The organism is Bradyrhizobium sp. SZCCHNR1015 (genome assembly GCF_032489875.1).
Taxonomy (GTDB): Bacteria; Pseudomonadota; Alphaproteobacteria; order Rhizobiales; family Xanthobacteraceae; genus Bradyrhizobium.
On the sequence record NZ_JAUEYW010000004.1, the window covers coordinates 120,898 to 147,305 of the forward strand.

Below are 26,408 nucleotides of genomic sequence, written 5' to 3' on the forward strand. Positions count from 1 at the left end.
AGGAGAGCGGAACACGGAAGAGCACCGCCGAGCGCTCTCTCCGGTCCGGCGGACTCAATCGCGCTGCTCCGCCTCTCTCACTCTCGAGCTGCTCGACGCGACAGGGACCTCCATGAAAAAAGCCCGGCCGATCTGACCGGGCTTGCACTTCGCTTTCTTCAGGTTGGGATCGGCCGCTAAGGCAAGCTGATCATTCCGCGGCCACGATCTCCTCCACGTCGTCAGCGCCGTCCGTCGCCTCCTCATCCTCACTGAGGAACGCCGGCAGGCTAGCGGAATCGACGCCATCGACCGCCTGCGTTACCTCGGCATCCGCGCCACGCAGGGGCTCGGGTAACCAGCGACTGCCTTCAAGCAACCGCTCGGCTTCACGCGCCATGTCCGGCTTCCTCAGATGCTCGATGAGCTGCGCCGACGCTTCGCCCTTCGCTTCTCGCACGGCCTGCAGGATGCGGTGCTTGGTGACGCGAGCGAGATAGGTGTCGACGGTAGGCTTCCAGCCGGCGCTGATCATGTCGAGCCCAACGGCGCGCGACAGATGGTCGGCCTGCTGGAGGCGCCCGCGGACGCCGTGGGCTGACAGCCGGCCTTGATGTACCCGGCTGGCCGGCTCAAAGATCGCGTTCACCGCTTGCGCGGCGCAATGGGCGAACAGCTCGGCCTGGGCCGCTCCGTCCATCGTCGTCAACGCTGCCCAGAGGTCCTTGTCGTTGGCCGGCAGCTTCGCCTTCCAGACCGCGTGACGCGCGGCGATCGCCTTTGCAGGAGCGCTGTCCTGCAGGCCCGGCGGCTGCGCCGGGAAGCTCGGGGTGCGCAGCGAGATCTCCAGGCAGTTGAGGACTGACCCGTAGGGATAGAAGGCCGCGAGCACGAAGGTATGCAGCACCGCCTGGAAGGCGATGGATGGCTCTCGGCCAAGTGCCTCACGAAGGGCGAGCGTGCGATACGCCGAGAGCTCGCTGATCAACCGGTCGGGCAGCGGCCGATCGACATCCTCCGCGTCGTCAGGCGCGTCCTGCTCGCCGTGACCGATGACGATTGTCGCCGCCGGCACCCCGCCCTCCATGTCCGGAATGGCAGTCGCAGTGTCCCTGTCGTGACCAGCTTTGGTCTCCGGCTCATCTTCCGGCACCACGGCCTCATCCTCGGGTCGGACGAAACCGCGGGCGACGCGTAGTCGGCCTTCCGAGTCGATGCTGACGAACGCGCCAGCGCGTGCCATCTCGGCTGCATCGAAGATCATCGGCCGCTCGTCAAAGGACTGCAGCGCAGCCTCGATCTCACCGAGACGCTGATCAATATCCTCAGGCAGTTCATCGGCCTGACCGTGTTCGGCCTCAAGCCCGGCCTGCTCGGTCCGCAGCGCTTCCATGGTCGCCCGCTCGTCGGCGGTGAGCTCTGCCGGCTGCCCGTGAAGCTCGCGCAAGCCATGAGTATGCCCGAAAGGGAAGTCCACGGCGGCCGCGATCCACTTCCAGCCCTCAAGGCCTATCCGCTCCGCTTCCGCCTTCAGCTTCTCCGCCACGAGCCGATCCAACAGCGCGACATCGTGGAGCCAGCCGCCATCGTCGGCCTCGAACAGATCCCGCAGCACAGCGCCGCCGGTCATCTCATAGGCAGTCAGCCCTATGAACTGGACCCTGCGATCGAACGCCCGAACCGTCTGCTCGGTGAGCTGCCGCCGGATCTGGTAGGGCGTATCGCCGCCGGAACGGCTGACCTTGTCCCAGACCTCCTGTTGGCGTGCGTGATCCGACGTCACCGAAAACGCCATCAGCTGCTCCAGGGTCATGCCGTCGGCGGCATACACGTCCAGAAGCGCCGGCGAGACCGCGGCCAGCCGCAGCCGCTGCTTGACGACCGCAACGGTCACGAAGTGCCGCGCCGCGATCTCCTCCTCTCCCATGCCGCCGTCACGCAGGGCCTGGAATGCCTGAAATTGATCCAGCGGATGCAGACCGACACGCTGGTCGTTCTCGGCGAGCGAGTCGTCCAGCGCCGAACCGGAATCGCGCACCACGCAAGGCACGGCTTGCGTTTTCGCCATTCGCTTCTGCTTCACCAGGAGCTCCAGCGCCCGGTAGCGCCTGCCGCCCGCGGGCACCTCGAACATCCCGGTCTCCCTGCCCTCGGCATCGAGGACAGCCCGAACATTCAGGCTTTGCAGCAGCGTCCGCTCGGCGATGCTCTCGGCCAATTGCTCGATCGAAACGCCGCCCTTGATCCGGCGCACGTTGGACTGGCTGAGCACGAGCTTGTTGAAAGGAATGTCGCGCGATGGCGACAGCGTGATCTTGTGAGCGGCCTTGGTCATGTCTCGTTCTCCACGACGGGCGGCCCGGAGCCTCTCTCAGGCCTTCAACCCGTCGCAGAGCACCTCTCGCCCTCTCCCTCTCCTCTGGTTCGCCCCAGCGTGCAGGCTTCACGCGGGTACGCGATCCGGAGCGCTTGGCTGAGCGAGGCCAGCGGCACTCGGTGCAAAGCCGAGGAGATAGTCGGCCGCGCGGCTCGCCTGGCTTGCCGCCCGGACAATGGCGCGACTATCCTCGCGCAGGACGTCGAGCCAAGAGCCGAGATAGTCGGCATGGCGCACGGTCGGCACGATGCCGAGCGCGGCGCAACTGAAGGCGGCTGCGATCTCGGCGATCAGCTCCTCGAAGGCGTATTTGCGACTGCCGAACCGACCCGAGAGATCCCGATTCAGCCGCGAGGCATGACCGCTCGCATGGGCGAGCTCATGCAAAGCGGTGCGGTACCAGTTGATTGGCTCGAAGAACGCCGCTTGCAGTGGCACCTGTACGAAATCTTCGACTGGCGCATAGAACGCACGATCACCCCCGATCCGGAAGTCGACGCCGCTGTTGACAATCAGGGTCTCGACCACAGGCTCCATGACACCCGGCGGCGGAAGCGGTGCTACGGTTGCGATATCATCTGGCAGACCATCGCATTGGTCGGTGTTGAATACAGTAAACCGCTTCAGGAACGGAATGGCTTGCGCCTCCTCGCCGACCTCGCGGGCACGTTGCCGCTCATCCGACGGCACAAAGCGGTCGGCGTAGACGACAGAGACGCCGCCCTCGCCCTTGCGGACGTGACCGCCAAGCGAGAGAGCTTGCCGGAAGGTCAGCCAGCTCTGGCCCGTCAACCCGCGCTCGATGACTGCCCCCCAGAGGATGAGAACGTTGATCCCCGAGTACGGCCGACCAGTAGCCCCATTCCGTGGCAAGGCCAGCTGAGCCTTCGCCGCTTGCGCCCCCCATGGCCGGACCCAGGGCACCCGGCCAGCCTCCAGCTCACCGACGATCTTGCTCGTGATCTCCTCATAGAGGCTCGCCCGGCTCTCGCCGGCGCGCGCGCCAAGTCTCCGTCCCTGCATCGCGGATCTCCGCGACGGGCGCGGCGGAACTCTCTCGCCACTTCCAACCCGTCACGGCCAACCCGGCCTGCACTCTTGCTCTCAACGAGCTTCACGCCCATCCAGGGCGGACGGCTCATGAATTCCCTCGGGAGCTTCCGGGGAGGACATCGCCGTTTGACGTCCGCCGGGATGATGAGCTGTGCACGTGTATTGCGTCCCTGGGGACAGCATCGCATCTTCAAGTGGCCTGTTCCTCCGCCAGCGGGCCCTCACTTTCGCGCTTCCTGTTGATCAGATCGAGCAGCTGGCCGGCAGCCTTCGCATCGCAGAGTGCGCGATGATGGCGCTCGAGCTCGATGTCATGGATCTGGCACAGATTCCCGAGCCCGTAGGACCTATGGCCGGGATATCGCCGTCGCATTCCGGCGCAGGTGCAAAGCTTCGGAAAGCGGAACTTTCGATCGAGACGGCTGAACTCGTAAGCGATAAAGCGATAGTCGACATTGACGTTGTGTGCGACGAAGACGCCGTCACCCATGAATTCGAGAAATCTGTCTGCAATAGATGCGAAAACCGGAGCATCGCGAACCATCTCGTTTGTGATGCCCGTGAGCCGGGTAATATTCAGGGAATCCGGCGCGCATCGCACGAAAATCCTCGCATATCGCGTGCCGGATCGCGGCAACGCCGTTAGGGCTGGCGTGATCGAGAAGCGAACGGACAGCCTCGATCTGAAAGCGATCCCAGGTGAAGATGCCCTTGGGCCGACCCCAGCGCGCAGCAAGTGCACGCAAGATCAGCGGAAGGGCATCACCCGATCGGACGGCGGTAAGCTTCACATTCACCTGAGCCTTGAATATCCGAATGAGTGCGATCCTTGAGACATTGAGGGACCCAGTCGCCCGGAAGACGCCGCGCATCTGGTTCGAGATCGCTCGCGCCAGCGAGACGAAATCGCGCTGGGCACCGCTGGAAATGAAAAGCCTCGGACGCTGGATGACAATTGAGCGGTAAGTCGCGCTTGAACCGTCCACGAATCCATCCACCGAATGATCCCAAGCGCGCCGGAGAGGCAAGTCCGCTTCCAGCCCAAAAACGACTTTCTTAATTTGTTCACTCTACGGGCAATGTAGATTCATCTGACACCGCCGTCATCGAATAACTGAGCAAACTGCGGCGCAGGCGCACTTCGCTGGTGATGTCCTGCACCGCAGCCCGGCTTCAATCCGGCGAACGATTAGTAGTCCCAGTAGATCGGCACGAACCGAAACACGTTACCTTCGCGCCCGACGCGCCCGATAGACGGGAACGGCATATGGGTGGCGACCAGCAACTCGCCCGTCTTCGCCAAGTCCCGCAGCAATCCCTCGCGAACGCGCGTAGCCTCGTCCGGGTCGTGTTCGAAGCCGTTGTGCCAGTCGGGATGGTCGAAGCCGACCGTGAACACGGCGTCGCCCGCGAAGGTCATCGCTTCGCCGCCGGACGTCAGGCGGACGATGCTGTGTCCCGGGGTGTGACCGCCGGTGCGGCGGACGACAACGCCCGGCGCGACTTCGTGCTCCTCATCGAACTGCCGGATCTGGTTATGGTACTCCTTCGCGAACCGCTTCGCGGCTGCGCGCAGCGCGTCCGGGAAGCCTTCCGGCATCGCCGTTCGCGAGAAATCCGGCGCGCGCCAGAATTCGACTTCGGCGGCCGCAACGTGGATTTGCAGGTCTGGATGCAACCGGTCCTTCACGCCCTCGACGAGCAGGCCGCCGACGTGATCCATGTGCATATGGGTCAGCACGACGTCGGTGACGGACGCGAGATCGATACCGGCGGCTTCGAGGCGTTTGATCAACTGTCCGGCTCGGGGCAGGTTCAGGTCGGGATCAGACCCGAGCCCCGCGTCGATCAGGATGGTCCTGCCGCCGCTGCGGACGACGACGGCATTCAGGGCCCAATCGAAGGCGTCGGTCGGCAGGAACATGTCCTTGAACCAGGCGGCTCGCGCCGACGGCGCGGCGTTGTGCCCGAGCATCGTTGTCGGCAGCGGGAGCACCCCGTCGCTGATAACCAGCACGTCGATCTCGCCGACTTTCAGGGCGTAGCGCGACGGCACCAGTTCATCCGGCTTCGATGTGACGAGGTGAGAGGTGTTTTGCAGATTCATGTTGGTCTCCTGTTGCAGGTCATTGAAGGATGGTTCATCCCTGAGGACGTCCGGCTCGTTCGGTTGAGGCGGTCAGAGATTGGTGACGCGTTCCGGATCGGCGGAGGCGAGTGCAGCGGCACGTTCAGCAAGCGGCGGGTAGATCCAGACGGTGTTGATCTCCCGTTTGGTCTTCTTCGCCTGGTCGCCGACCATCTCGACCGTCCGATCCCAGCCGCGTGTGAACAGAGCGCCGGCCTCGCCGAGATCGAGGCAGGTGACGTAGGCCTCCTGGTGATAAGGCGTGGTCGGAACGCCGAGCAGTTCGGCGGCGGCATTGTTGCCGGCGAAAGCGCCCATCCGCGTGGCATGCTGGCACGACATCAGCGCGTAGTTGCCGTCATCATCACAGGCGGCGCGCGCAGCGTCGCCCGTCGCGAAGATGCCCGCCGCGCTCGGCACGCGCAGGTCGCGGTCGACCAGCAGCCGCCCGAAACTGTCGCGCTCGGCAGGAATCTGCTCGGTCAGGGGCGCGGCACGCATGCCGGCGGCCCAGATTACGGTTTCGGCTGCGATGCGCTCGCCGCCCGACAAGGTCACGCCGAACTGGTCGAGCGACGCAACGCCGACTTCGAGCCGCGTTTCCACGCCGATCCGCTTCAGCGCATCCTCGATGACGAGACGCGCGGATTCGGCCATATCGGGAGCGATGACCGGATTGCGCTCGACGATGACGACGCGCGGCCGCGCATCGGGGCCGAGAATGGCGCGGAGCCGCGCGGGTATCTCGGTGGCTACTTCGATACCCGTGAACCCGCCGCCGGCGACGACGACCGTGTCGCGGCCATTCCCGGCCGGCCGGCCGGCCAGTCCGTGCAGGTGCCTATCGAGGGCCACCGCGTCGTCCAGCGAGTCGACGCTGAAACCGTGCTCGGCAAGGCCGGGAATGCTCGGACGAAATAGCCGGCTGCCGGTGGCCACGACCAAGCGATCGTAGGTGAGCCGCGTTCGTTTGCCCCCGGGTGCCGCTATGCTCGCTTCGCGTGCCGCAGCATCGATCGCCTCGGCGGTGCCTTGCACATAGACCACGTCGATCGCCTTGAGCACATCCAGCAGCGGCGCCGTCAGCGCTTCGGGGTTTGGTTCGTAGAGCCGCGGACGGACGACCAAGGTCGGCTCCGGGGCGATCAGCGCGATCTCCAGCGCCTCGGGCGAAACGCCGTGAATGTCGCGCAGCCGGGCAGCGGACAATGCAGCATACATGCCGGCGAAGCCGGCACCGATGATGACCAGTCGCATTTGTATCTCCTGTGATTGGATTGGATCGATGCAGAGGATCAGCCGGCGATGAAGGCCGACAGATCGGCATTCACGATCGCTGCATGGGTGGTACAGATGCCGTGCGGCAGGCCGTCGTAGATTTTCAGCGAGCTGTTCTTCAGCAATTTCGCCGACAGCGGCGCCGAGTCCGCGACCGGAACGATCTGATCGTCGCTGCCGTGCAGGACGAGGGTCGGCACCGCGATGGCCTTGAGGTCTTCGGTAAAGTCGGTTTCGGAGAAAGCCCTGATGCCGTCGAGATGCGCCTTGGCGCCGCCGCTCATGGCCTGACGCCACCAATTCCAGATCACCGCCTGCGACGCCGTGGCACCGGGGCGGTTGTAGCCAAAGAACGGACCGCTCGCGAATTCCAGATAGAACTGCGCCCGGCCGGCGGCGAGTTGCCGGCGCACCTCGTCGAGAACGGTGACCGGCAAGCCGCCGGGATTGTTCTCTGTCTTGACCATCAGCGGCGGCACGGCGCTGATCAGCACGAGCTTGGCGACGCGGCCGCGGCCGTGACGCGCGACGTAGCGGACGGCTTCGCCGCCGCCGGTGGAATGTCCGACATGGATCGCATTCCGCAGGTCAAGATGATCGACCACCGCGGCAGTATCGGCCGCGTAGTGATCCATGTCGTGGCCGTCGCCGACCTGGCTAGAGCGGCCGTGACCGCGGCGATCATGGGCGATCACGCGAAACCCCTTGCCGACGAAATGCAGCATCTGCGTATCCCAGTCGTCGGAGGAGAGCGGCCAGCCGTGATGGAAGACGATGGGCTGGCCCGATTTCGGCCCCCAGTCCTTGTAGAAAATCTTCACGCAGTCTTTGGTCGTCACGAACGCCGTTGGATCCGCCGGCTGCGCGGCGATGGCCGGGCTTCTCGACTCGTCGCCGATCGCGGTCGTGGAGCGGACGCTGAGCGAGACGGCGGACATCACCGAGGTCGCGAGGATCTTCCGGCGCGTCGTGTTCGCAATCCGGTTGAGCGGCTTGTTCAAGGGCATTGGTCATCTCCGGTTGGCGGGCATGGACACGATGATGATCTAACGAGCCCTGTGTGCTGGTGCCCCAGCGCGGTTGCGGCGACTAAAGAGCAATTGCTGCTAACGCGCCCGCCGGCGCCAATCGGTAGGGGTGTCCCCGGTCAGCCGCTTGAATGCAGCAGCAAACGCGGTCTGCGAGGCGTAGCCGAGCGCTGCCGCGACCGTGACCACGGACACGTCCGTGTCACGCAGCATCTGCATCGCCTGCTCGAGCCGGCGCTGGCGGAGCCAGGCATGCGGCGAGAGCCCGGTGCTTTCCTTGAAGGCGCGGCAGAAATGGAAGCGCGACAGGCCGGCGTCCGCTGCGAGCGCCGCAAGCGAGACGTCCGCTTCGCTCTCCGAGCGAAGCCGCTCGATGGCGCGCATCAGCACTCTCGGCGCCAGACCGCCGACGACGGGCTGGACCGCGGTCGGCGCGCCGGCGTGCGCGGCCAGCAGACGCGTGGCGAGGAGGTCGGTGAGTTGCTGCCTAAACAGCGCGTCAAGAGCCTCGTTGCCTTCCAGGATGTCCGCGGCGCTCAGCAGCAGGCGGGACGTGATCGCGTCGGGATGCGCGGTCCGTTCGAGGAGATCGGCCGGCCTCGTGGTTCCGGCTTCGTCGGCCACGCGCACCAGCGTGCTGTGCGGAAGATAGAGTTGCACGACATCGACCGGCTTCGGGATGTCCCATCGCGAGCTCGCGCCCTCGGGAATGATGATGACGACACCGGGACGAAACGTGCCTGCCGAGACGAAACGTCCCGACCGCCGCTCCATGCGCTGAACCACGCCGTTGTAGGCCATGATGACGTGGTGGGTCATCGGCTCGACGACGTCGTGGAGCGGGTCGTGCTTCCAGTGCGTCACCCCGCCGCCGGTCGCGTCCAGTGCCATGCGAAATGGCTCGGTGCCGAGCACGCGGGCCATCTCGGCGTCCGCGAGAGGGCGATTGGCCGACGGGCGAATGGCTTCGCGCGGTTCGGGCGCGGCCGCCGTCTCCTCTCCCTCAAGATCGTGTGGAACAGCCTTGGTCATGTTCATCTCGCACGAGGAGCGGCGTGGCGGTTGCCGGAGAGCACCGCCGGCCGCGCTTGCGTTACTGGCGAAGGAAGGAAAGCCAATCTCCGAAGCGGATGGCGCCGAGCCGCGGATGGTCGCCCGGCGTGAGCGATCGGTCGTCCAGCTCCGTGCCGAAATAGCGGGCGTGGATATCGGCGACGACCTTGCGCGGGTCATTGATCGCGGCGAGGTATCGGCGGCCGAATTCGTCGAGGCTGAGCTGCTCCGGGCCAGCCAGTTCGACGATGCAGTTGATCGGCGCGGCCGGCGCCACATCGGCGAGTGCGGCAGCGACATCGTCCGCGGCCACCGGTTGAAAAAGCGCCGGCGACAGCCGGGCGACTTGCCCATGTGTGGAAGTCGCGACGATATTGCCGGCAAACTCGAAAAACTGGGTGGCCCGGAGAATGCTGTAGGAACGACCTGAGCTGCGGATCAGATGCTCCTGAGCGAGCTTGCCGCGGAAATAGCCGCAATCCGGAAGGCGATCGGTTCCGACGATGGACAGTGCGACGTGGTGCTGGACGCCCGCGGCGGCCTCGGCCGCAAGCACGTTACGGGTCGACCTCCTGAAGAATTCCAGAACCGCATTGTCCTCGAACGACGGTGAATTGGCGACATCGACGACGACGTCCGCGCCCGACAGCGCAAGGTCGAGCCCCTCACCGGTGAAGGCGTCGACGCCCGTGCGGGGGGAGGCCGAAACGACCTCGTGACCCTTGCGACGCAACAGGCCCGCCAGTTTTATCCCGATCAGGCCGGCTCCCCCGACGACAACGATCTTCATGCTGATTTTCCTCGACTTTCCCGGCCGGAGACGACCTGGTTACGACAGCGAGGATGGGCGGATGCAGGCAGGAAAGCCTTGCGGAAGGCTTGAATTGGCCTTCAATTCTCGTTGGATTGTCGTCCAAGCGGAGCGGCCTTGCGTTTCCTGTTCGAAGATTGTTGCCTGGATGCGGAGAGGCGCGAGCTGACGCGGGGCTCGCAGCTCGTCGCGGTCGGGCCCAAAGTTTTCGACCTTCTGCTCTACCTGGTTCGCAACCGGGATCAGGTCGTGACGCGTGACGATCTGCTGGGCGCCGTTTGGGACGGTCGCATCGTCTCCGAATCGACGATGACGAGTCACGTCAACGCGGTGCGCCGGGCGGTCGGCGATAGCGGCAAGGAGCAGCGCCTGATCCGGACGATTTCGCGCAAGGGACTGCGCTTCATCGGCCGGGTCCGGCAGGACGAGGTGTCCGCGACCGTCCCAGATGCCCGATCGCATTCTTCGGTCGATCAGCTGCCGACGCTATCACTCCCGGATGCTCCCTCCGTCGCGGTGCTGCCGTTTCGAAACCTCAGCGGCGATCCCGGGCAGGACTATTTTGCGGATGGCGTCGTCGAAGACATTATCACCGCGTTGTCACGGATCGGCTGGCTGTTCGTGATCGCCCGCAATTCGAGCTTCACCTACAAGGGCCGCACCGTGAACGAGCAGCAGGTCGGCCGTGAGCTCGGCGTGCGCTACGTCGTCGAAGGCAGCGTGCGGCAATCCGCCAACCGGGTGCGCATCACCGGGCAGCTCGTGGATGCGACGACCGGCACTCATGTGTGGGCGGACAAATTTGAAGAGACCATCGACGACCTGTTCGAGCTTCAGGACCAGATCGCAACCAGCATCGTCGGGGTGATTGCCTCGCAACTCGAACGCGCGGAAATCGAACGCGCCCGGCGAAAGCCGACCGGCAATCTGAGCGCATATGATCACTATCTGCGCGCCATGCCGCATCTGCATCGCGGGACGCGAGACGCGATCGACGAGGCCTTGTTGCTGTTTGAGAAGGCGCTTTCGCTCGATTCCGGCTTTGCCTCGGCGCATGCGATGGCGGCGTGGTGCTATTGCCTGCGCAAGATCAACGGCTGGATGACCGATCAGTCCCGGGAATACGCCGAAGGCATCCGGCTGGCCCGCTTGGCGATCGAATTGGGCAGGGATGATGCCGTCGCGCTCACCCGGGCTGGGCATACGCTGGCCCATCTCGCCGGCGATCTGGAAGGCGCGGTTGCATTGCTCGACAGGGCTCTGCTGCTCAACCCCAATCTGGCGGCGGCCTGGTTCCTGGGCGGCTTCCTGCGGGTCCTACGCGGCAATCCCGAGAGCGCCATCGAATTCTTCTCACGCGCGATGCGGTTCAGCCCGCTCGATCCGGAGATGTTCCGGATGCAGGCCGGCATGGCAATGGCGCATCTTTTCGCGGAGCGGTTCGATCAGGCTCTGGCCTGGGCCGAGCGGTCGTTCCAGCAGTTGCCGAGCTCGGGGTTCGTCGTGCTGATTATCATCGCGTCGCACGCGATTGCCGGCCGAATGGCGCAAGCGAAAGATGCAGCCGCTCATTTGCTCAAGCTGCATCCCGCGTTTCGTATTTCCAATCTGGAGAGTTGGATACCGATCCAGCGGCCTGAGCATCGGGCTACGTTCAAGAAGGGGCTGCGGCTGGCAGGCCTGCCGGAGTGAGAGCGGAGTTTTACGACCCTTCAAATCGATCGCTGAGGTCTGCTTCTGGCGCTCGGGACCTTCCGGTCTCCGCCGCGGACGTCTGCTGTTGGGGCAACGGGACGTAAGGTGCTGGCCGCGCTTAAGGCGTCTCTTGACCCGCAACGGACAGTCCGCCCGCCTAGACCGACCGCATGCCCCCTGACGTAATTTGCACGTCAATATCAAGAGTGCGGCAAAACGGCGCAATCTTGGGTAGACATTTTGACGCAGATACGGTAACTGGTTAACAGATCAGGCATATTGATACCGACTTAATGCATTGAGGAATGCTTAGTGATTGACCGGCGGGATGAGTTGGAAGCTCTGCTGAAGCATGAGCGCCTCCAAAAGGTCCAAAATTATACTGCTCGAGGAAGACGGTTCCAGCTGTTACCCGACACCGATTTGGTGAACTTCTGGGTGCTGACGATGAACCTTTGGGCGAACGGTTCAGGTGAATTCAAGTCGCAAGACCTGGATGATTGCCAATCTGAGATGATGCTGAGACGGATCGACCCACCTTTCGATCGCGTGAGCCATGTATGGGAACGTGTCGCTCAGAGAGCGGAGCTCCATCTCAACCTAATTGATAATGATCCGAAAGCTCGGGCTGTTGCGGAAGCATTGTTGGAAGAACAGCTGAAGAGTCTCCGCCAGCAAGTTGGCCGCCCAAAGCATTAGAGAGCGGAACGCCTGTTGTCGCGCTTCTTTGTACTGCTGGAAAACACTCTTACGGCGACGTCGCTTGTTGGCCGATCTCGGACCTTCCGCCCCCGACCGAAGCGGCCGCAATCGGGATCCAACCGGACGTTAGTGCCCGTGGATGGGCAACGCGGCTTAGGCCCAACTCAGACCTGAGGTTCGCGCGACTAGTCCGCTTCGCGGGCTCGACCGGCTTTCCGGTCGGCGTCTCAGATCACTCGGCTCCGCCCGGATGACCCGGGCGGAGCCGATTCACTCCTCACTCCGCAATCTTGCGCGGCCGCGACCAGAGGAGCGTGTAGCCCTCGCCGCCTTCGTCGTCGAACAGCTTGGCGTAGATCGGGGCGTTGAAGGAGGGGTCGTCGAGCTTGAGCGAGAGATAGTCGCGTCCCTCTTCGGAGCGGCGGGCCCAGGCGGCGCCGATCTCGACCCGGCCGGCGTAGACGCGGTGGCTGGGCGCGTTCTCGCTGGAGCGGTTGGCTTCGGCGACGATGCGCACGCCCTTGGCCTTGAGGCTCAGGGTGATGATCTCGCCCTGGAAATCGTCGCCGACCTTCTTGAAGGAACCGATGGAAGCCATGTTGTCTCTCCTTGGCTGGCTCGGGCCGCGACCACCGCGGCCTCGATAGCGCATCTCGGGCGAATGGCGAGCGACGGCGCACCCGCAAGGGCCGAAGCGACAGCGGAGGACGGCGCCGGCCGGCTTTCTTGTCCCGCGAGGAATGGGCCTCAGCCCAGGGGAAGAAAGTTGGCCGGCGGCGTTGCGCTCAGGCGATCGAGGCGCAGCCGGCCTTCGGTCAGATCAAGCCATCACGAGGCAAGGTGCGTCGCTGTCCTGATCAGCTCACAGGAGAGACATGGCAAACCGAGGCGGCACAAGAGGCGTGCAACACCATGCGTAAGATCAGAAGCCGCCGGCTAGAAAAGCGCTTGTCGATCTCAGTCCTCGGCTCGCGAAGACGCATCGTCTCAGCCGGCGGCCCGAGCTTGGTCGGGCATCGCGGCAGTGGCCATTTTAGCCGCAAGGCGACGCTGCGCATCCTCCGCTGTGGACGCATCCATCCTCCATCTCGACCGCACCGTCGCCTTCTCCACTCGACACTTTGAACGGCTTGGCGAGCCGCTCATTTTCAAGGCCGTAAGGAACGAAGAAAACGATCGTGATCCCGCTCGGAGCGAGCCGGGCGGGGCAGCTCATGGCGTAGAATCCATGCAACGCGACCAAACCGACCAAGAGCGCTCCTGACCATCCGATGATGCCGCGCCAGGGCGACGACGGCTCGGCGAGCAATGCAAGCCCCAGCGCCGCATGGCGCCCAGCGATCACAGCAGGAATGAGGAAGGCAGCGGCAACGGCGCTACGCACCAGGACGGATCTCGATACGGCGAACAGAACTCGGCCGCAGCCCAGGGTGAAAACGCCAGCGATCAGCCCGGCGAGACATGCCGAGCTGACGCCGCCTCCGGCATTCACGAGCGCGATGCCGATGCTGACGGCGACGAAGAATGGCAGCGCATGGACGGCAAGCGCAAACAGCGCCCGGCACATCAGGCCAAGGCTGATCAGTCCAACAATGAGAGCAAGGGCAAGCATGGTGGTAGCCTCCGCACATGACTTTGACGGATGCGCCTTCCACCACCACCGCGGCGCGATCCAAAAGGCATATAGCTCGATTTGGACAAAGTTGCGGAGAGTCGCGCCGACTTCAGAGCCTGTCGCTCTCTCGAACGAGAACGAGCTTGCTGGCCCGCCTGAGCCACGAACTGGGCAGCCATCGGCAGTCGCGGCGGCACGAGCGCCGTGATCCAGCCAAGCAAGGTCTCGACGTCAGGTGCCATTCCGGCCGACTGCGGAAACACCCGAGGGTCCGTTGCCCGCTGCTTGTCGATCACGAGCATCCGTGTGGCCGTCGTCGTCCCCTGCCGCGCATAGACGGCGCCATCGATCGCAGCTGAAAACACCAGACGTCCGTGCTCCTGCAGATGCACGAAGGCATCCGTCCAGGTCGGATTGTCCGGCGCAAAGCTGGCAGCGGTGATCGCGACCAGTCGCCCACCCTCTCCAAGCCGTGCGAGCGCCGAGGACACATGGCGCAACGTCGTATCGGCCAGGGGACGATCCACGTTTGCGGTCGCCGAGAACGGCGGGTTCATCAAGACCACGCTCGGGACGATGGCCACATCGAGATGATCATCGATCTGCGCGGCATCGAAGCGGGTCACGGTCAGACCCGTAAACACCAGATCGAGCAAAGCGGCGCGGCTTGCGGCGAGCTCATTGAGCAGGAGCGAACCGCCGGCAAGCTCCGCAAAGACGGCCAGGCTCCCCGTCCCTGCCGAGGGCTCCAGCACACGATCGGCCGCTGTTACCTGCGCCGCTGCGACTGCCGCGAGCGCCAATGGCAGCGGTGTCGAGAACTGCTGAAAGCTCTGACTCTCGAGGGAGCGCCTGGTATGGCTCGGCAGAAGAGCCGCGACCTTTGCGACCATCGGCAGCATCGCGGTGGGCATGCCGCTACTGGCCTTGATCATCGCCGGACCGTACTTGGTCAAGAATAGGACCGCGGCGATCTCACAGGCCTCGTACGCCGTCTTCCAATCCCAGCTGCCATCGGCATCGCTGCCGCCGAACGCAGTCTGCATGGCACGACGCAGGCATCTCGCATCGATACGCTCGCCGCGGGCAAGTCCTGGCAGCAGCAGCTCGGCTGCACGAAGGACGGCCTTTGAGCGCGCAAGCAACGCAAAGGGCGCCGCAGTGCAATTCGTCTCGGTGATCATGTCGAGGAACCTTCAAGGAGAGCGGAATGCGCAGGAGTTCCGCCGAACGCTCTCTCTGATCCGGCGGCCTCACCCGCGCTGCTCCGCCTCTCTCCCTCTCGACCCGGTCGACCAGACGGCACCCTCAATGCAAAAGCCCGGCCGATCTGGCCGGGCTTCATTTTGGGTTTTTTCAGGTTGGCGCTCAGCCGTATCGGCAAGGCTGATTATTCAGTAGCGACGATCTCCTCGACCTCGTCAGCGCCTTCTGTCGCCTCGTCATCTTCGCTGAGGAAGGCGGGGAGGCTATCGGCATCGCCCCCCTCGACCGTCTGCGTCATCTCGACCTCCGAGCCGCGCAATGGCTCCGGCAACCAACGGCTGCCCTCGAGCAGTCGCTCGGCTTCGCGCGCCATGTCCGGCTTCTTGAGATGCTCGATCAGCTGCACCGAAGCCTCGCCCTTCGCTTCGCGAACCGCTTGCAGGATGCGGTGCTTGGTGACACGACCGAGATAGTTGTCGACCGAGGGCTTCCAGCCGGCGCGGATCATATCCAGGCCGACGGCACGCGACAGACGATCGGCCTGATCGAGGCGTCCACGAACGCCATGGGCTGACAGGCGGCCTTGATGCACTCGGTTGGCCGGCTCGATAATCGCGTTCACTGCCTGCGCGGCGCAATGTGCGAACAGCTCGGCCTGGGCAGTCCCGTCCATTGCCGTCAGAGCCGCCCAGAGTTCCTTGTCGCTGTTTGGCAGTCTCGCCTTCCACGCCGCGTGACGGGCGGCGATCGCCTTTGCCGGCGCACTGTCCTCCAGGCCCGGCGGCTGCGCTGGGAAGCACGGGGTGCACAGCGATATCTCCAGGCAGTTGAGCGCTGAGCCAAACGGATAGAACGTCGCGAGCACGAAGCCGTGCAGCACCGCCTGGAAGGCGATGGACGGTTCTCGGCCGATCGCTTCACGAAGTGCGAGCGTGCGATAGGCGGAGAGTTCGCCCACGAGGCGGTCGGGTAGCGGCCGCTCGACATCATCAGTGTCGTCGTCCGCGCCCTCGTGCTCGCCGCGACCGACGACGATTGTCGGCGCCGCCGCCTTAGCCTCCAGATCTGGATTGCCCGCGCCATGATCACCGTCGACACCGGCTTCGCTGGCCGGTCCCTCGCCGGTCGCCGGGACCTCATCCTCTGGACGGACGAAGCCGCGGCCGACGCGCAACTGGCCCTGGGAGTCGATGCTGACGAACGCGCCGGCGCGCGCCATCTCAGCCGCGTCGAAGACCATGGGCCGCTCGTCGAAGGACTGTAGCGCCGCCTCGATCTCACCGAGACGCCGATCGACGTCCTCGGGCAGTTCGTCAGCTTGTCCGTGTTCGGCCTCCAGTCTGGCCTGCTCCGCCTGCAGCGCTTCCACAGCCGCCTGCTCGTCAGCGGTGAGCTCTGCCGGCTCTCCGCGGAGCTCGCGCAAGCCGTGGGTGTGGCCGAACGGAAAGTCCACCGCGGCCTCGATCCACTTCCAGCCCTCGGCGCCAATCTGTTCCGCTTCCGTCTTGAGCTTTTCCGCCACCAGCCGGTCGAGCAGTGCGACATCCTGCAGCCAGCCGCCATCGTCGGCCTCGAACAGATCCCGCAGCACGACCCCGCCCGCGGCCTGGTAAGCATCGAGCCCAATGAATTGAACCCTGCGGTCGAACGCCCTCACCGTCTGTTCGGTGAGCTGCCGGCGGATCTGGTAGGGCGTATCGCCACCGGAGCGGCTGACCTTGTCCCAGACCTCCTGCTGGCGCGCATGATCCGTCGTCACCGAAAACGCCATCAACTGCTCGAGGGTCATGCCATCGGCCGCATACACGTCGAGCAGCGTGGGCGAGACCGCGGCCAGCCGCAGCCGCTGCTTGACGACCGCGACCGTCACGAAATGCCGCGCCGCGATCTCCTCCTCGCCGAGGCCGCTGTCGCGCAGGGACTGGAACGCGCGGAACTGATCCAGGGGATGCAGACCAACACGCTGGTCATTTTCAGCGAGCGAGTCGTCTAGCGCCGAGCCGGCATCGCGCACCACGCAAGGCACAGCCTGCGTTTTCGCCATCCGCCTCTGCTTCACCAGTAGCTCGAGCGCCCGAAAGCGCCTGCCTCCGGCCGGCACCTCGTACATGCCCGTTTCTTTGCCCTCCTCATCGAGGACGGCGCGAACGTTCAGGCTCTGCAACAGCGTCCGCTCGGCGATGCTCTCTGCGAGCTGCTCGATCGACACGCCGCCCTTGATCCGACGGACGTTGGATTGGCTGAGCACGAGCTTGTTGAAGGGAATGTCCCGAGAGGGCGACAGCGTGATCTTCTGAGCAGCCTTGGTCATATTCCTATATCTCCGCGACGGGCGGCCCGGAGCCTCTCTCTCAGGCCTGCAACCCGTCGCAGAGCACCTCTCGCCCTCTTCCTCTCTTCCGTTCGTCCAAGCGATCGCGCTCAAGCTGCGACGCAATCCGGTGCGGCCGGCCGAGCGAGGCCAGCCCCCTCCGGCGCAAAGCCGAGGAGATAGTCGGCCACGCGACTCGCCTGGCTTGCCGCCCGGACGATGGCGCGATTGTCCTCGCGCAGGACATCGAGCCAGGCGCCGATATAATCGGCGTGCCGCACGGTCGGCACGATGCCGAGCGCAGCGCAGCTGAAGGCGGCTGCGATTTCCGCGATCAGTTCTTCGAAGGCGTATTTGCCGCTGCCGAACCGGCCCGAGAGATCGCGGTTCAGTCGCGCCGGGTGGCCACTCGCATGGGCGAGCTCATGCAAAGCCGTGCGGTGCCAGTTGATCGGTTCGAAGAACGCAGCCGGTGGCGGCACCTGCACGAAATCTTCCGTAGGTGCATAAAACGCACGATCACCCCCGATCCGGAAGTCGACGCCAGTGGTCGTGATGAGGGACTCGACCACAGGCTCGATGGTTCCTCGCGGTGAAAGCGGCGCCGCTGCCGCGATATCCTCTGGTAGACCATCGCATTGATCGGTGTTGAAGACCGTAAACCGCTTCAGAAACGGAATGGCCTGCACGTCTTCACCGGTCTCGCGGGCACGCTGCCGCTCATCCGACGGCACAAAGCGATCGGCATAGACGACCGTAACACCACGCTCACCCTTACGCACATGGCCCCCCACCGACAGCGCCTGCCGAAACGTCAGCCAGCTCTGGCCGGTAAACCCGCGCTCGATCACGGCCCCCCAGAGGATCAGCACGTTGATTCCCGAGTACGGCCGCCCCGTGTTCGCATTCCTGGGCAACGCCAACTGAGCCTTCGTCGCCTCCGTCCCCCATGGCTGGACCCAAGGCACGCGGCCCGCCTCCAGCTCGCTGATGATCTTGCTCGTAATCTCCTCATAGAGGCTCGTCCGGCCCTCACCGGCACTCGCTCCAACTCTCCGTTCCTGCATCGCGGATCTCCGCGACGGGCGCGGCAAAACTCTCTCGCCGCTTCCAACCCGTCACGGCCAACTCGGCCTGCACTCTTCCTCTAGGAGGCCATGAGCGCACCAACCGTCTACCGGTCAGTCCGCATTCGCTTTGCTCCGGAGGAGGCGGCCCGCGCGGGTTCGGAGGAGATCGCCTCACCTGGGCAGCCGTAACCGTCGAACCAAATTTCGCTTAAACGGAATTTTGCCTTGCGCCGTCGGGCAAATCAGTGGTTAATAAGGTGCTGGCTCAACTCGGGAGACAGTGATGGCCGAACAATCAGATCCGGCATCCGACCTTGTTCAAATCTCCAAAATGAACGGCGATTTCCGACGCAACTACGGACCGTTCCTTGGAGCGTATCTCTACTTGCGCTCTATCGAAGCCGTGCGCCAGCGCCCTTTCCGGCGGATCGGGATGTTTTCACTGATCGGGACCGCTGTCGCTGCATTGTTCGCACGACACGCCTGTCCTTGGTAAGCAGGCGGACCAGCGCCCGGGTAAGTTCACTTTCCGTCTTGAAGTAGGCGATGCCATGATCGGCACGCCCATGTTCACGGAATCTGATCATGTTGCTGTCGTTTGGAACCGTTGGCATCAGGACGTAGTCGAGAATGGCCCTATTATGTTCATCTAGCCGGATTGCTACGATCCACCCGACCGGTAGACGTCGACACGAGACCGTCCAAAAGGGAGAAAATCCCGGCCGCGCTCCAGCCGTCCAGTAAGCCACCCGAAAATAGATCTGCCACTTCTTGTCAACAATCAGATGCTGCTCAGGAACACCGACGTTGATCCAACGGCTTTTCACGCTGTGAAGGTTTGCGCCGCATCCTTCTTTTTCCATCCTTTGGCAAATGCGTATGGCGAGAGCTGAGAGTGGCTCAACCCACTCCTGACGGATGTCCATGTACTCACAGCGTCGCTGCGACTGATATCCAATCAGCCTGTAGGCGTTTCGCAAAGTCCCAAAATGATCAACAAAGGTTCGGGCGGACGGTAGCTCGGCCGTTGCGTTGATGATCGTCGGGGTGAGACGCCCCTCCTTCTTCAATGTCTTCTTCAGACGGAGCAGCATCTCCTCTTCACTGATGTCGACGCGCCTCCCTTTCATGATTTTCTGAACAGCAAGAAAGACGTCATTCGAAACGATAGGTTCAAAGCAATGTTCAGCACGGACCCATAGGTTCGGGGGATTGTTGATACGCTCACCGCCCAGCTTGCTTGACTGCCGGTTATAGACCAGATTGCCGACGTAACTTTCGTTTCGCAGCATGCGGCTGATCGTGGGGGCTCTCCAGGGCTTCCCTCGGCACCATACCCGGTTGCGATTGAATTCCTTTGCGATGGCCTTCTCGGACTTCACCTGAAGGAAGCGAGCGAAGATCCGCCTCACAATGGCGACCTCGTGTGCATCGCCAGGCCGCAGACGAATATGATCGGTCTGAAGATATTTCCGTTCTCCCTTTCCCATGATCCTCTTCGGCTGAAGGCGCTCGTCGACCAGAACGCGTTCGAGGCCGTAGCCAATGGGCCCGCCGGGCAAGAATCCAAGTCGAACAAAGCGGCAAATACCCGTATGCACCTTGACCGACAGTTCACGGCTGTATTCGGCGGCCATGACCCTTTTGAGGTTCTTGACGATGTTAGAGAGCATGCTGCCATCGTTGTCGAACTGCTCGGCGCAATAGTTGACACTGATCCCGGCTTGCTTGCAGATAAACTCGTAGTGTGCAGCTTCGTCGGCGTCCTGGAACCGCCCCCACCGGCTAATGTCGTAGACGAGGATGTGGTTGAACTCGGCGCGTCCATTGCTGACATCCTCGATCAGCTTGGCAAGTCCCGGTCTGTTCTTGATCTTGAGACCGCTCTCACCATGGTCAGCATAGGTCTTGACGATCGCAAGTCCATGGGCATGCGCGTAAGCCGCGATCGCTGCAGCCTGATTTTGGATTGAGTACCGCTGATAGTCCGTGGACATGCGGACATATTGCGCTGCGCGCCCATCGAGGGATCGGGGGAGATGGGTCTCACGGACGACGAGTGCGTTTGACACTGATCACGCCTCCGACGGGTTGTCCAAGCAAGCAGACGCCAATTCCGGGCCGCTGACAAGTCTGCGTGCCCGTCGTGAGAATGCGCCCCTCGGTATGGCCGCCGGTTGTCGCCATGTCCCGTGACCTCGAAGAGTGCACGGTCCTTCCTCAGCAGTTGCTCCCTGATATCGCTCGTCTCGGTCAATCAGACCGAGACCTGGATCGCTGGGTTGATGATAAGCTGGACCGACGGAGGCCGCTTCCGCATGTTGGCGGAATGCATCCTCGACATGCCGTCTCGAGCACGAGGTCGGCTTTGCCGGCGCCCAAGCGCGAGGCTTGTCATCCCAGCTCGGCAAGCTCGTTGGATGGGTAGATTTGTTCCTCCATCCATTTCAAGGCCGCTATCAAGCTGGCTCTGCCCGCAGGGTCCTGTGCGATCGTCCTCAATGAAATTGACGGGTATTTCGACAGATCAGCTTCGCGAAGGTCCGCCCCCTTGATTGCGTTGAACCGCTCCAGCAGCTTGCGTCGAGCATCCATCGATCCGAATATCGGCTTGTTCTCAAGGGCCCCAAATTGGAGCCATAGCTTTCCGTCCGACGACAGATATGTTGGATTGATCAGCACCCCGCCTGGTTTGAATACCGGATAGACCGAGCCATTCTCCTTTCCCGTCCCAAAGACGAGGGGACGTTTTCCTCCCTTGGCCATCCATGCAAAGACTTCCCTCGCAACATTCAGCTCATCGGACCCGACGGTCCGGGACAACTTCTCGAACAGGCTTTGTTCATTCCACCTCGTCACGCCCCCTAGACGTTTTCGGGTCATGGCCTGAGTCTGACCGTAGATTGTTGGTACGATCGTCTTTAGATCCTTGTTGACGAACTGACGCAGCTCGACCGCCAGAACTTCCACAGGATTCATCTGTCTGTTGAGGAATTCCACGACACGGCGTAATTCGACGGGTATCACGTCAGCGAGGAAAATGAGCCGAATCTTTTCAGCTTGAAGATTTGTGCCGACCCGTTCCCAGAATTCGTTGATACTGGTCTCGGTGCCGAGCAGCTCTCGAAGCGCAGCCTCCGACGTAAGGCCTTGCTCCAGACAGGTTTTGTCCAGAGAGGATTGCAGCCCCTCTACTGACCAGTAAGACGCACAGTTGGCGGCGTAGTCCAGCATTTGACCAATGAACTCCCGCCGGAGACGGCTATCGCTCTGCCGCTTAATCTCCACCAAGGTCAGGATGCCATCCTGGTCGATAAACACGTGGTCGATCGACCATAGAGACGCACTCGCCTCCCCCGTCGAGATCGGCTGCTCGCGCTTTACGAGGAGCCATCGCCTTGGGCTCTGCGGATCGATCTGATCGCCAACAAGCAACTCCGGAAATCGAGCCAGCAAGCGCTGGAAGTCGTCTTCGGTCGCAAACTGGCCTGGTTCCATCGCGACCAGAGCGTCCTCCCCCTTCAGCAAGAAGACCCCAGAAAACCCAGTCATGTTTTCCCCTCAAATACGTTTCTTCTCGGGATCCGCAGGGCGCCCAGTCTATCACGTAGCGCCACAACTGGACTCGCGTGTCATCCGCTATTCGTCCAGGAGGTCCAGAAACCGTTCGATCCTTCGCAGGGGAGGCTCGCCGCTGCGCTCGGCATAGATAAGCCGATTGCCGTCACGCTGCAGCAGGCGTGAGCACGATTTTCGAATCCGCCCCGGAAGCAGCATGGCCGCAATCGCCTCGGGCCCGACATCGAGACGCATGATCCCGCGCTCCCTGCAATTCACCCTGAGCCTGGCCACAGCGAAAAAGTCGCAGGCCGCCGGTGGCAGAGTGCCGAAGCGGCGTTGCGTTTCGTCCTCGAGTTCTTCGAGCTCGTCATCCGTCCGGCACCGCGCGGCGCGCGCGTAGATCTCGAGCCTGAGCGCCTCCGACTGCACATAATCCGACGGAAGCAGCTCGGCGATGGGGAGGTTCAGCTCCGGAACCCAAAGAGCGGACATCCCTTCGCGGTCGCCCTCGAGCGCCAGGGTCAGCAGATGGCCATACAGAGTCGGGCCGAAGACCTGCACGTGGCCGGACTGCCGATCCGACAGCATGTCGCCGCCGCCGCGCAGGTCGAGATCACGCGCGCTGATCGCAAAGCCAGCGCCCGGGCGGTTCAGCTCCTCGAGAACGGACAGCCGCTTCTCCGACCGGTCGGAACCGCCCTCCGTCAGGAAATGCGCGAACGCGCGAATGCCGCCCCGCCCCACCCGACCGCGGAGCTGATGCAGCTGCGCCAGGCCAAATTTTTCAGGCCAGCATACGACGATGGTATTGGCCCGCGGGATATCGAGACCGCTCTCGACGATGTTGGTCGCGAGCAGAACGTCCGCATTGCCTTCGACGAATTTCATCAGCCTTTCGTCGATCTCATCTGCAGGCAACCTGCCGTGAATCGCAATGATCCGAAGTTCGGGCGCCAGCGCGTGGATCCGGGCCAGCATCGGATCCAGATCCCGAATCCTCGGGCAGATCACGAAACTCTGGCCATTGCGCCGCTGCTCGCGCACCAGGGCGGCGGCGATCGCGATGTCGGAAAGCGGCGCCACCTTGGTCACGACCGGAACACGATGAACCGGGGGCGTCGCAATCACGCTGAGATCCCGCAGGCCGGTCAAGCTTGCAGCGAGCGTGCGTGGGATGGGCGTCGCGCTCATCCAGAGCCTATGACCGTTCTTGTTGAGACCGGACAGCATGGCCTTGTCAGCCGCACCGAAATGCTGCTCTTCGTCGATGATGATCAGGCCAAGATCGGCAAACTTGATCTCCTTGGCAGCCAGCGACAGTGTCCCGACGACAACTTTGAGCTCACCGCTCCTCAATCCTTCGCGCACCTTGCGCGCCTCGGCCGTCGACGCAATCCGCGACAGGTTTCCGACCTCGATGCCGAGCGTCGCAAAGCGCTTGCGGAACGTCTCTACATGCTGTCGCGCCAACACCGTGGTCGGAACGACGATCGCAACCTGCTTTCCCGCCAGGACGGCGGCCGCAGCGGCGCGCAACGCGACCTCGGTCTTGCCGAAGCCGACATCGCCGCAGACGATGCGGTCCATCGGGTGCCCCGACGCGAGATCATCGAGAACGTCGCGGATGGCCTGGGCCTGATCCGGGGTGGTGAAATACGGAAACCGCGCGGCGAACTTCTCATAGGTGGCCGGCCGCGGCACGAGCTTCGGCGCCGGCCGCCGCCGGCGCTGGTTCATCTGCTTTGCGACCTCCTTGGCGACGACATGGATCTCGGTCTCGGCCGCGGCGCGCCGCGGCCGCCATGAGCTGCCATCGGCCTTGTCGAGAGAGGTGTCGCCGAGCTCAGCCGCGTAGGGCCAGATCAAGGCCAACTCCGCAAGAGGCACCAGAACGGCATCATTCTCGGCAAACACCAGCCGAGCCATCTCACGAGCAGAGACTCCGGCACTGCCCATCGACCGCAATCCGCCAAGCCGGGCCAGTCCACGTTGCAGATGAACGACCACCGATCCAAGCTCGGGCAGGTCCACGGCTTCGAAGCCAGGTGTCCAGGCCCAATTCGTGGGCTGCGGCTGATGCGCCCTGCTGCCGAAAACATCGGACGCGGTGATGACGACAATTGGTTTCCGCCCGGGAATGATGAAGCCGGCGTCGAAGCCGGCCAGCAACGCCGTTTCTCTCCGGCCCCTGGCGGTTGCCTGCGCCCAATCAGCGGCGCATTCGGCTTTGACCCCGCTCATCGCCGCCATCAGCCGCAGATCCGCCTCGACCGCAGCAGCAAACACGAGACGCGCGTCGCGACGCTGGGCTTCGTCGACAAAAGCGCGCAGCGTCTTTCGGGGCGCGGCTTCCTTGAAGAACTCCGGCGTTGCTCGGTATGGCGCTGTCGTCGACAGCAGAGCGATCCTCTTCGCCGCTTGGTCCCATTCGCGACGGCTCACATACGCACGATCACGCTCAGCGCGGGAAGCCGCGTCCTCGATCGTGCTCAGCCACGTGTCCGCGTGCTTGGGGACCTCCGCATCGGCAATCCACTTGGCTCGCGCGCAGTAATCGAACAGAGTGGCTTTGTTCCGGGCTCGTTCCTTGAACGCAAGCCGCTCGGACATCGGATCGATCTGAAGCTGCTTGAGCTCGGAGATCACCTCCTGATTCAACGGATTGAAGGCGGCAATCCGCCATATCCTGCCCCCGGAATGCTCGACCCTGAACGGGCCGCGCGCGCCGGCAGGAAAGATCTCGAACGTGTTTCCGTGAAACAGTACCCCGCCGGGATAGTCCGGGCTGTCATCCAGGTCATATCCGAGCGCACCAAAGCGCGATTCGAACTGCCGCTCAGAATAGGCGTCGCCGACCCGCAGCAGCATGCCGATCCCCGACCAGTCCGCCGGCAGCGCAAGGCGCTCCATCAGCGCCTCCACGGTCGTGATCAGCAGGATCGGCCTCTTTGCGCGCGCAAGACGCCTCAACACGGAACTTCGTCTGCCGGCGATGTCACGCGACGGCTCGAGCAGATCGAATGGCAAGGTGTTCAGTCGTGGATAAACGAGCACATCACACGCCGGCTCGAGAACCAGAATGATGGACGCTAACCGCTCGGCTCTGCGCTCGTTCTCGGCGAGATATACGAGGCCGCTTCGACCAGCCCCTTGCCACCGTTCTACGAGGTGCAGTGCCAAAAGTCCCAGTGGCGATGCGGAGGATACGGCAAGCCTCGCAGCCGCTGCCTTTTTAGGCGCACCCAAGATCTTCTTGCGTGGAGACGGCTTCTTTGGTGCGGTGGTGGATTTTGGTGCAGTCGTCTTCCGCTGCACAGAGCTGCGGGAAATACGAAGGACTGAGGGCAAAGATTTCGGCTCGCGTATCACTGAGGGCGCCGGGAAAAGAGCCCAGCCATCTGACGACACCTAGCGGATTCGGGTCAACAAGGCACCCAAGATCTGCAATTTACTGCAGTTGCAGAATAAATCGCCGCCAGCCGAATCGTCCACATCGTGGTCGAACACCTGATCGACGAGACTGAACTGTTCAACAGCGTCGGCGAAAAAGGAGACCTTTGTCCCAGCTTCAGGTCCGACGACGAAGCGCATCTCCGCGACGGACCAGATCTGCGTGACGTCCCAAGAAATTCAGAGACAATCCCTAACCGGCAAAATGATGCGCTGAGTGTAAGGGCGCGTAGTTTCCCTCGATCATGTCCCCGCTAGCGCAAGTTCGACCCTTGCTCACTGATAACTGGCCAGCTCGCACGTTGTGAACAATGAGATCGCAGCGGAGCGAAGGCAGAGAACGCACCCGCAGGAGGGGCAGCATTGCGGCCATCGCGTCAGCGGTGGGCCCCGGGGCCGAGTGCAGTCGTGAGACCGGTTAACAAGGCACCCGCGTTTGGGGCAGTGATAGCGGTGCAGCGAAAGCGGCAGCCAGAACGCGAGTGCCTCCGGCGATCGACCCCATAAGTCCGTTACACGGCCAGGTGCCCCGTCTTTCCCGCGCACAACACCACTACTGACAAACCGCGAATCATACCGTAAAGGTAGCTTTTGTTATCTGCACAGACTCGCGGTTGTTTCGACATGGACATGCTTTATCCAGCTGAGCACATGATTTTTTCTCGCGGAATCCTGGGTTCGAGTCCCGGCGCGCTCACCACGCTGGAAATATCGCAACCTTGGTGCACGATTGAGTGCTCTAGAAATCGCTTCGGTAAGCAGGGGGTAAGCGGCAGCGACGATAAGCCGGATGACTATATCCCTCCTAGGCGCCAAACCATCGGAGAGATCTGCCCGCGGTGCGGCGCCGTGCTCACGATGGAGCGCCTCTACACCTGCTCCGACAAGGGCTGTCCGTATCCCGATTTTCCCGGGCGGGAGTAATCGCCGCGATCCCAAGAGGCGCACCAAAATGCAGTTTTGTGAAGCGCCCATTGTTGGTGCACCTCACCGGCGAAGGCTACCGTATTCACAGATCGATGCTGAAGAAGGGAAAAGCGTCTGATTCCGTGGCGTCTTGTTGCGGAGCAGGATAGCATTGAGTTCGGCTG

Annotated in this window: 19 protein-coding genes and 1 pseudogene; 2 read left to right on the plus strand and 18 right to left on the minus strand. The window is 63.1% G+C overall.

Annotation, left to right across the window (positions count from 1 at the left end):
- Window positions 1-190: 190 nt before the first annotated feature.
- The 9 genes from QX128_RS09015 to QX128_RS09055 all read right to left on the minus strand — a co-directional run bounded on the left by QX128_RS09015 (window position 191) and on the right by QX128_RS09055 (window position 9,686).
- Entirely contained in the window at window positions 191-2,314 is a 2,124-nt protein-coding gene (locus tag QX128_RS09015; protein WP_316237284.1) for a ParB/RepB/Spo0J family partition protein, read from the minus strand.
- 108 nt (window positions 2,315-2,422) lie between these two features.
- On the minus strand, window positions 2,423-3,379 hold the full coding sequence (locus QX128_RS09020; RefSeq protein ID WP_316237285.1) for an ArdC family protein: 957 nt from the start codon (window positions 3,377-3,379) through the stop codon (window positions 2,423-2,425).
- 220 nt (window positions 3,380-3,599) lie between these two features.
- Window positions 3,600-3,953 carry a 3'-5' exonuclease gene (locus tag QX128_RS09025; RefSeq protein ID WP_316237286.1) on the minus strand — a complete coding sequence of 118 codons (354 nt, stop codon included), beginning with the start codon at window positions 3,951-3,953 and terminating at the stop codon, window positions 3,600-3,602.
- Entirely contained in the window at window positions 3,892-4,407 is a 516-nt protein-coding gene (locus QX128_RS09030; protein WP_316237287.1) for a hypothetical protein, read from the minus strand. Before QX128_RS09030 ends, QX128_RS09025 begins: the two co-directional genes overlap by 62 nt.
- Before the next feature lie 191 nt (window positions 4,408-4,598).
- On the minus strand, window positions 4,599-5,516 hold the full coding sequence (locus QX128_RS09035) for an MBL fold metallo-hydrolase (RefSeq protein WP_316237288.1): 918 nt from the start codon (window positions 5,514-5,516) through the stop codon (window positions 4,599-4,601).
- A 72-nt stretch (window positions 5,517-5,588) separates the two neighbouring features.
- The gene (locus QX128_RS09040; RefSeq protein ID WP_316237289.1) at window positions 5,589-6,794 is read right to left on the minus strand and encodes an NAD(P)/FAD-dependent oxidoreductase; all 1,206 of its coding nucleotides are present in this window, start codon (window positions 6,792-6,794) and stop codon (window positions 5,589-5,591) included.
- Between the two features lie 38 nt (window positions 6,795-6,832).
- The gene (locus tag QX128_RS09045) at window positions 6,833-7,822 is read right to left on the minus strand and encodes an alpha/beta hydrolase (RefSeq protein WP_316237290.1); all 990 of its coding nucleotides are present in this window, start codon (window positions 7,820-7,822) and stop codon (window positions 6,833-6,835) included.
- Window positions 7,823-7,921: 99 nt separating this feature from the next.
- Complete coding sequence (locus QX128_RS09050) at window positions 7,922-8,875, minus strand: AraC family transcriptional regulator (RefSeq protein ID WP_316237291.1); 954 nt, start codon at window positions 8,873-8,875, stop codon at window positions 7,922-7,924.
- A gap of 61 nt (window positions 8,876-8,936) precedes the next feature.
- Window positions 8,937-9,686, minus strand: a complete 750-nt coding sequence (locus QX128_RS09055) for an SDR family oxidoreductase (protein ID WP_316237292.1) — start codon at window positions 9,684-9,686, stop codon at window positions 8,937-8,939.
- Window positions 9,687-9,824: 138 nt separating this feature from the next.
- On the opposite strand from QX128_RS09055, the gene QX128_RS09060 reads away from it, so the two are divergent.
- Together QX128_RS09060 and QX128_RS09065 are read left to right on the plus strand one after the other, a co-directional pair.
- Window positions 9,825-11,399, plus strand: coding sequence for a winged helix-turn-helix domain-containing tetratricopeptide repeat protein (locus QX128_RS09060; RefSeq protein ID WP_316237293.1), 1,575 nt, complete (start codon window positions 9,825-9,827; stop codon window positions 11,397-11,399).
- Between the two features lie 336 nt (window positions 11,400-11,735).
- Window positions 11,736-12,101, plus strand: a complete 366-nt coding sequence (locus tag QX128_RS09065) for a hypothetical protein (RefSeq protein WP_316237294.1) — start codon at window positions 11,736-11,738, stop codon at window positions 12,099-12,101.
- A gap of 280 nt (window positions 12,102-12,381) precedes the next feature.
- Here the strand turns inward: QX128_RS09065 and QX128_RS09070 are convergent, their stop codons facing one another.
- The 9 genes and pseudogenes from QX128_RS09070 to QX128_RS09110 form a co-directional block, all read right to left on the minus strand.
- The gene (locus tag QX128_RS09070) at window positions 12,382-12,702 is read right to left on the minus strand and encodes a DUF736 domain-containing protein (protein WP_316237295.1); all 321 of its coding nucleotides are present in this window, start codon (window positions 12,700-12,702) and stop codon (window positions 12,382-12,384) included.
- Window positions 12,703-13,137: 435 nt separating this feature from the next.
- On the minus strand, window positions 13,138-13,716 hold the full coding sequence (locus QX128_RS09075) for a hypothetical protein (protein ID WP_316237296.1): 579 nt from the start codon (window positions 13,714-13,716) through the stop codon (window positions 13,138-13,140).
- A 104-nt stretch (window positions 13,717-13,820) separates the two neighbouring features.
- A pseudogene (locus QX128_RS09080) lies at window positions 13,821-14,903 on the minus strand (methylase); the annotation flags it as partial.
- A 206-nt stretch (window positions 14,904-15,109) separates the two neighbouring features.
- Window positions 15,110-17,236, minus strand: coding sequence for a ParB/RepB/Spo0J family partition protein (locus tag QX128_RS09085; protein ID WP_316237297.1), 2,127 nt, complete (start codon window positions 17,234-17,236; stop codon window positions 15,110-15,112).
- 110 nt (window positions 17,237-17,346) lie between these two features.
- Entirely contained in the window at window positions 17,347-18,303 is a 957-nt protein-coding gene (locus QX128_RS09090) for an ArdC family protein (RefSeq protein ID WP_315783207.1), read from the minus strand.
- A 395-nt stretch (window positions 18,304-18,698) separates the two neighbouring features.
- Window positions 18,699-20,378: a recombinase family protein gene (locus QX128_RS09095; RefSeq protein WP_316237298.1), complete on the minus strand. Its 1,680-nt coding sequence runs from the start codon at window positions 20,376-20,378 to the stop codon at window positions 18,699-18,701.
- A 322-nt stretch (window positions 20,379-20,700) separates the two neighbouring features.
- On the minus strand, window positions 20,701-21,858 hold the full coding sequence (locus tag QX128_RS09100; protein WP_316237299.1) for a hypothetical protein: 1,158 nt from the start codon (window positions 21,856-21,858) through the stop codon (window positions 20,701-20,703).
- Between the two features lie 87 nt (window positions 21,859-21,945).
- Complete coding sequence (locus QX128_RS09105; RefSeq protein ID WP_316237377.1) at window positions 21,946-24,777, minus strand: DEAD/DEAH box helicase; 2,832 nt, start codon at window positions 24,775-24,777, stop codon at window positions 21,946-21,948.
- Window positions 24,778-25,275: 498 nt separating this feature from the next.
- Window positions 25,276-25,458, minus strand: a complete 183-nt coding sequence (locus QX128_RS09110) for a hypothetical protein (protein ID WP_316182262.1) — start codon at window positions 25,456-25,458, stop codon at window positions 25,276-25,278.
- Window positions 25,459-26,408 lie beyond the last annotated feature (950 nt).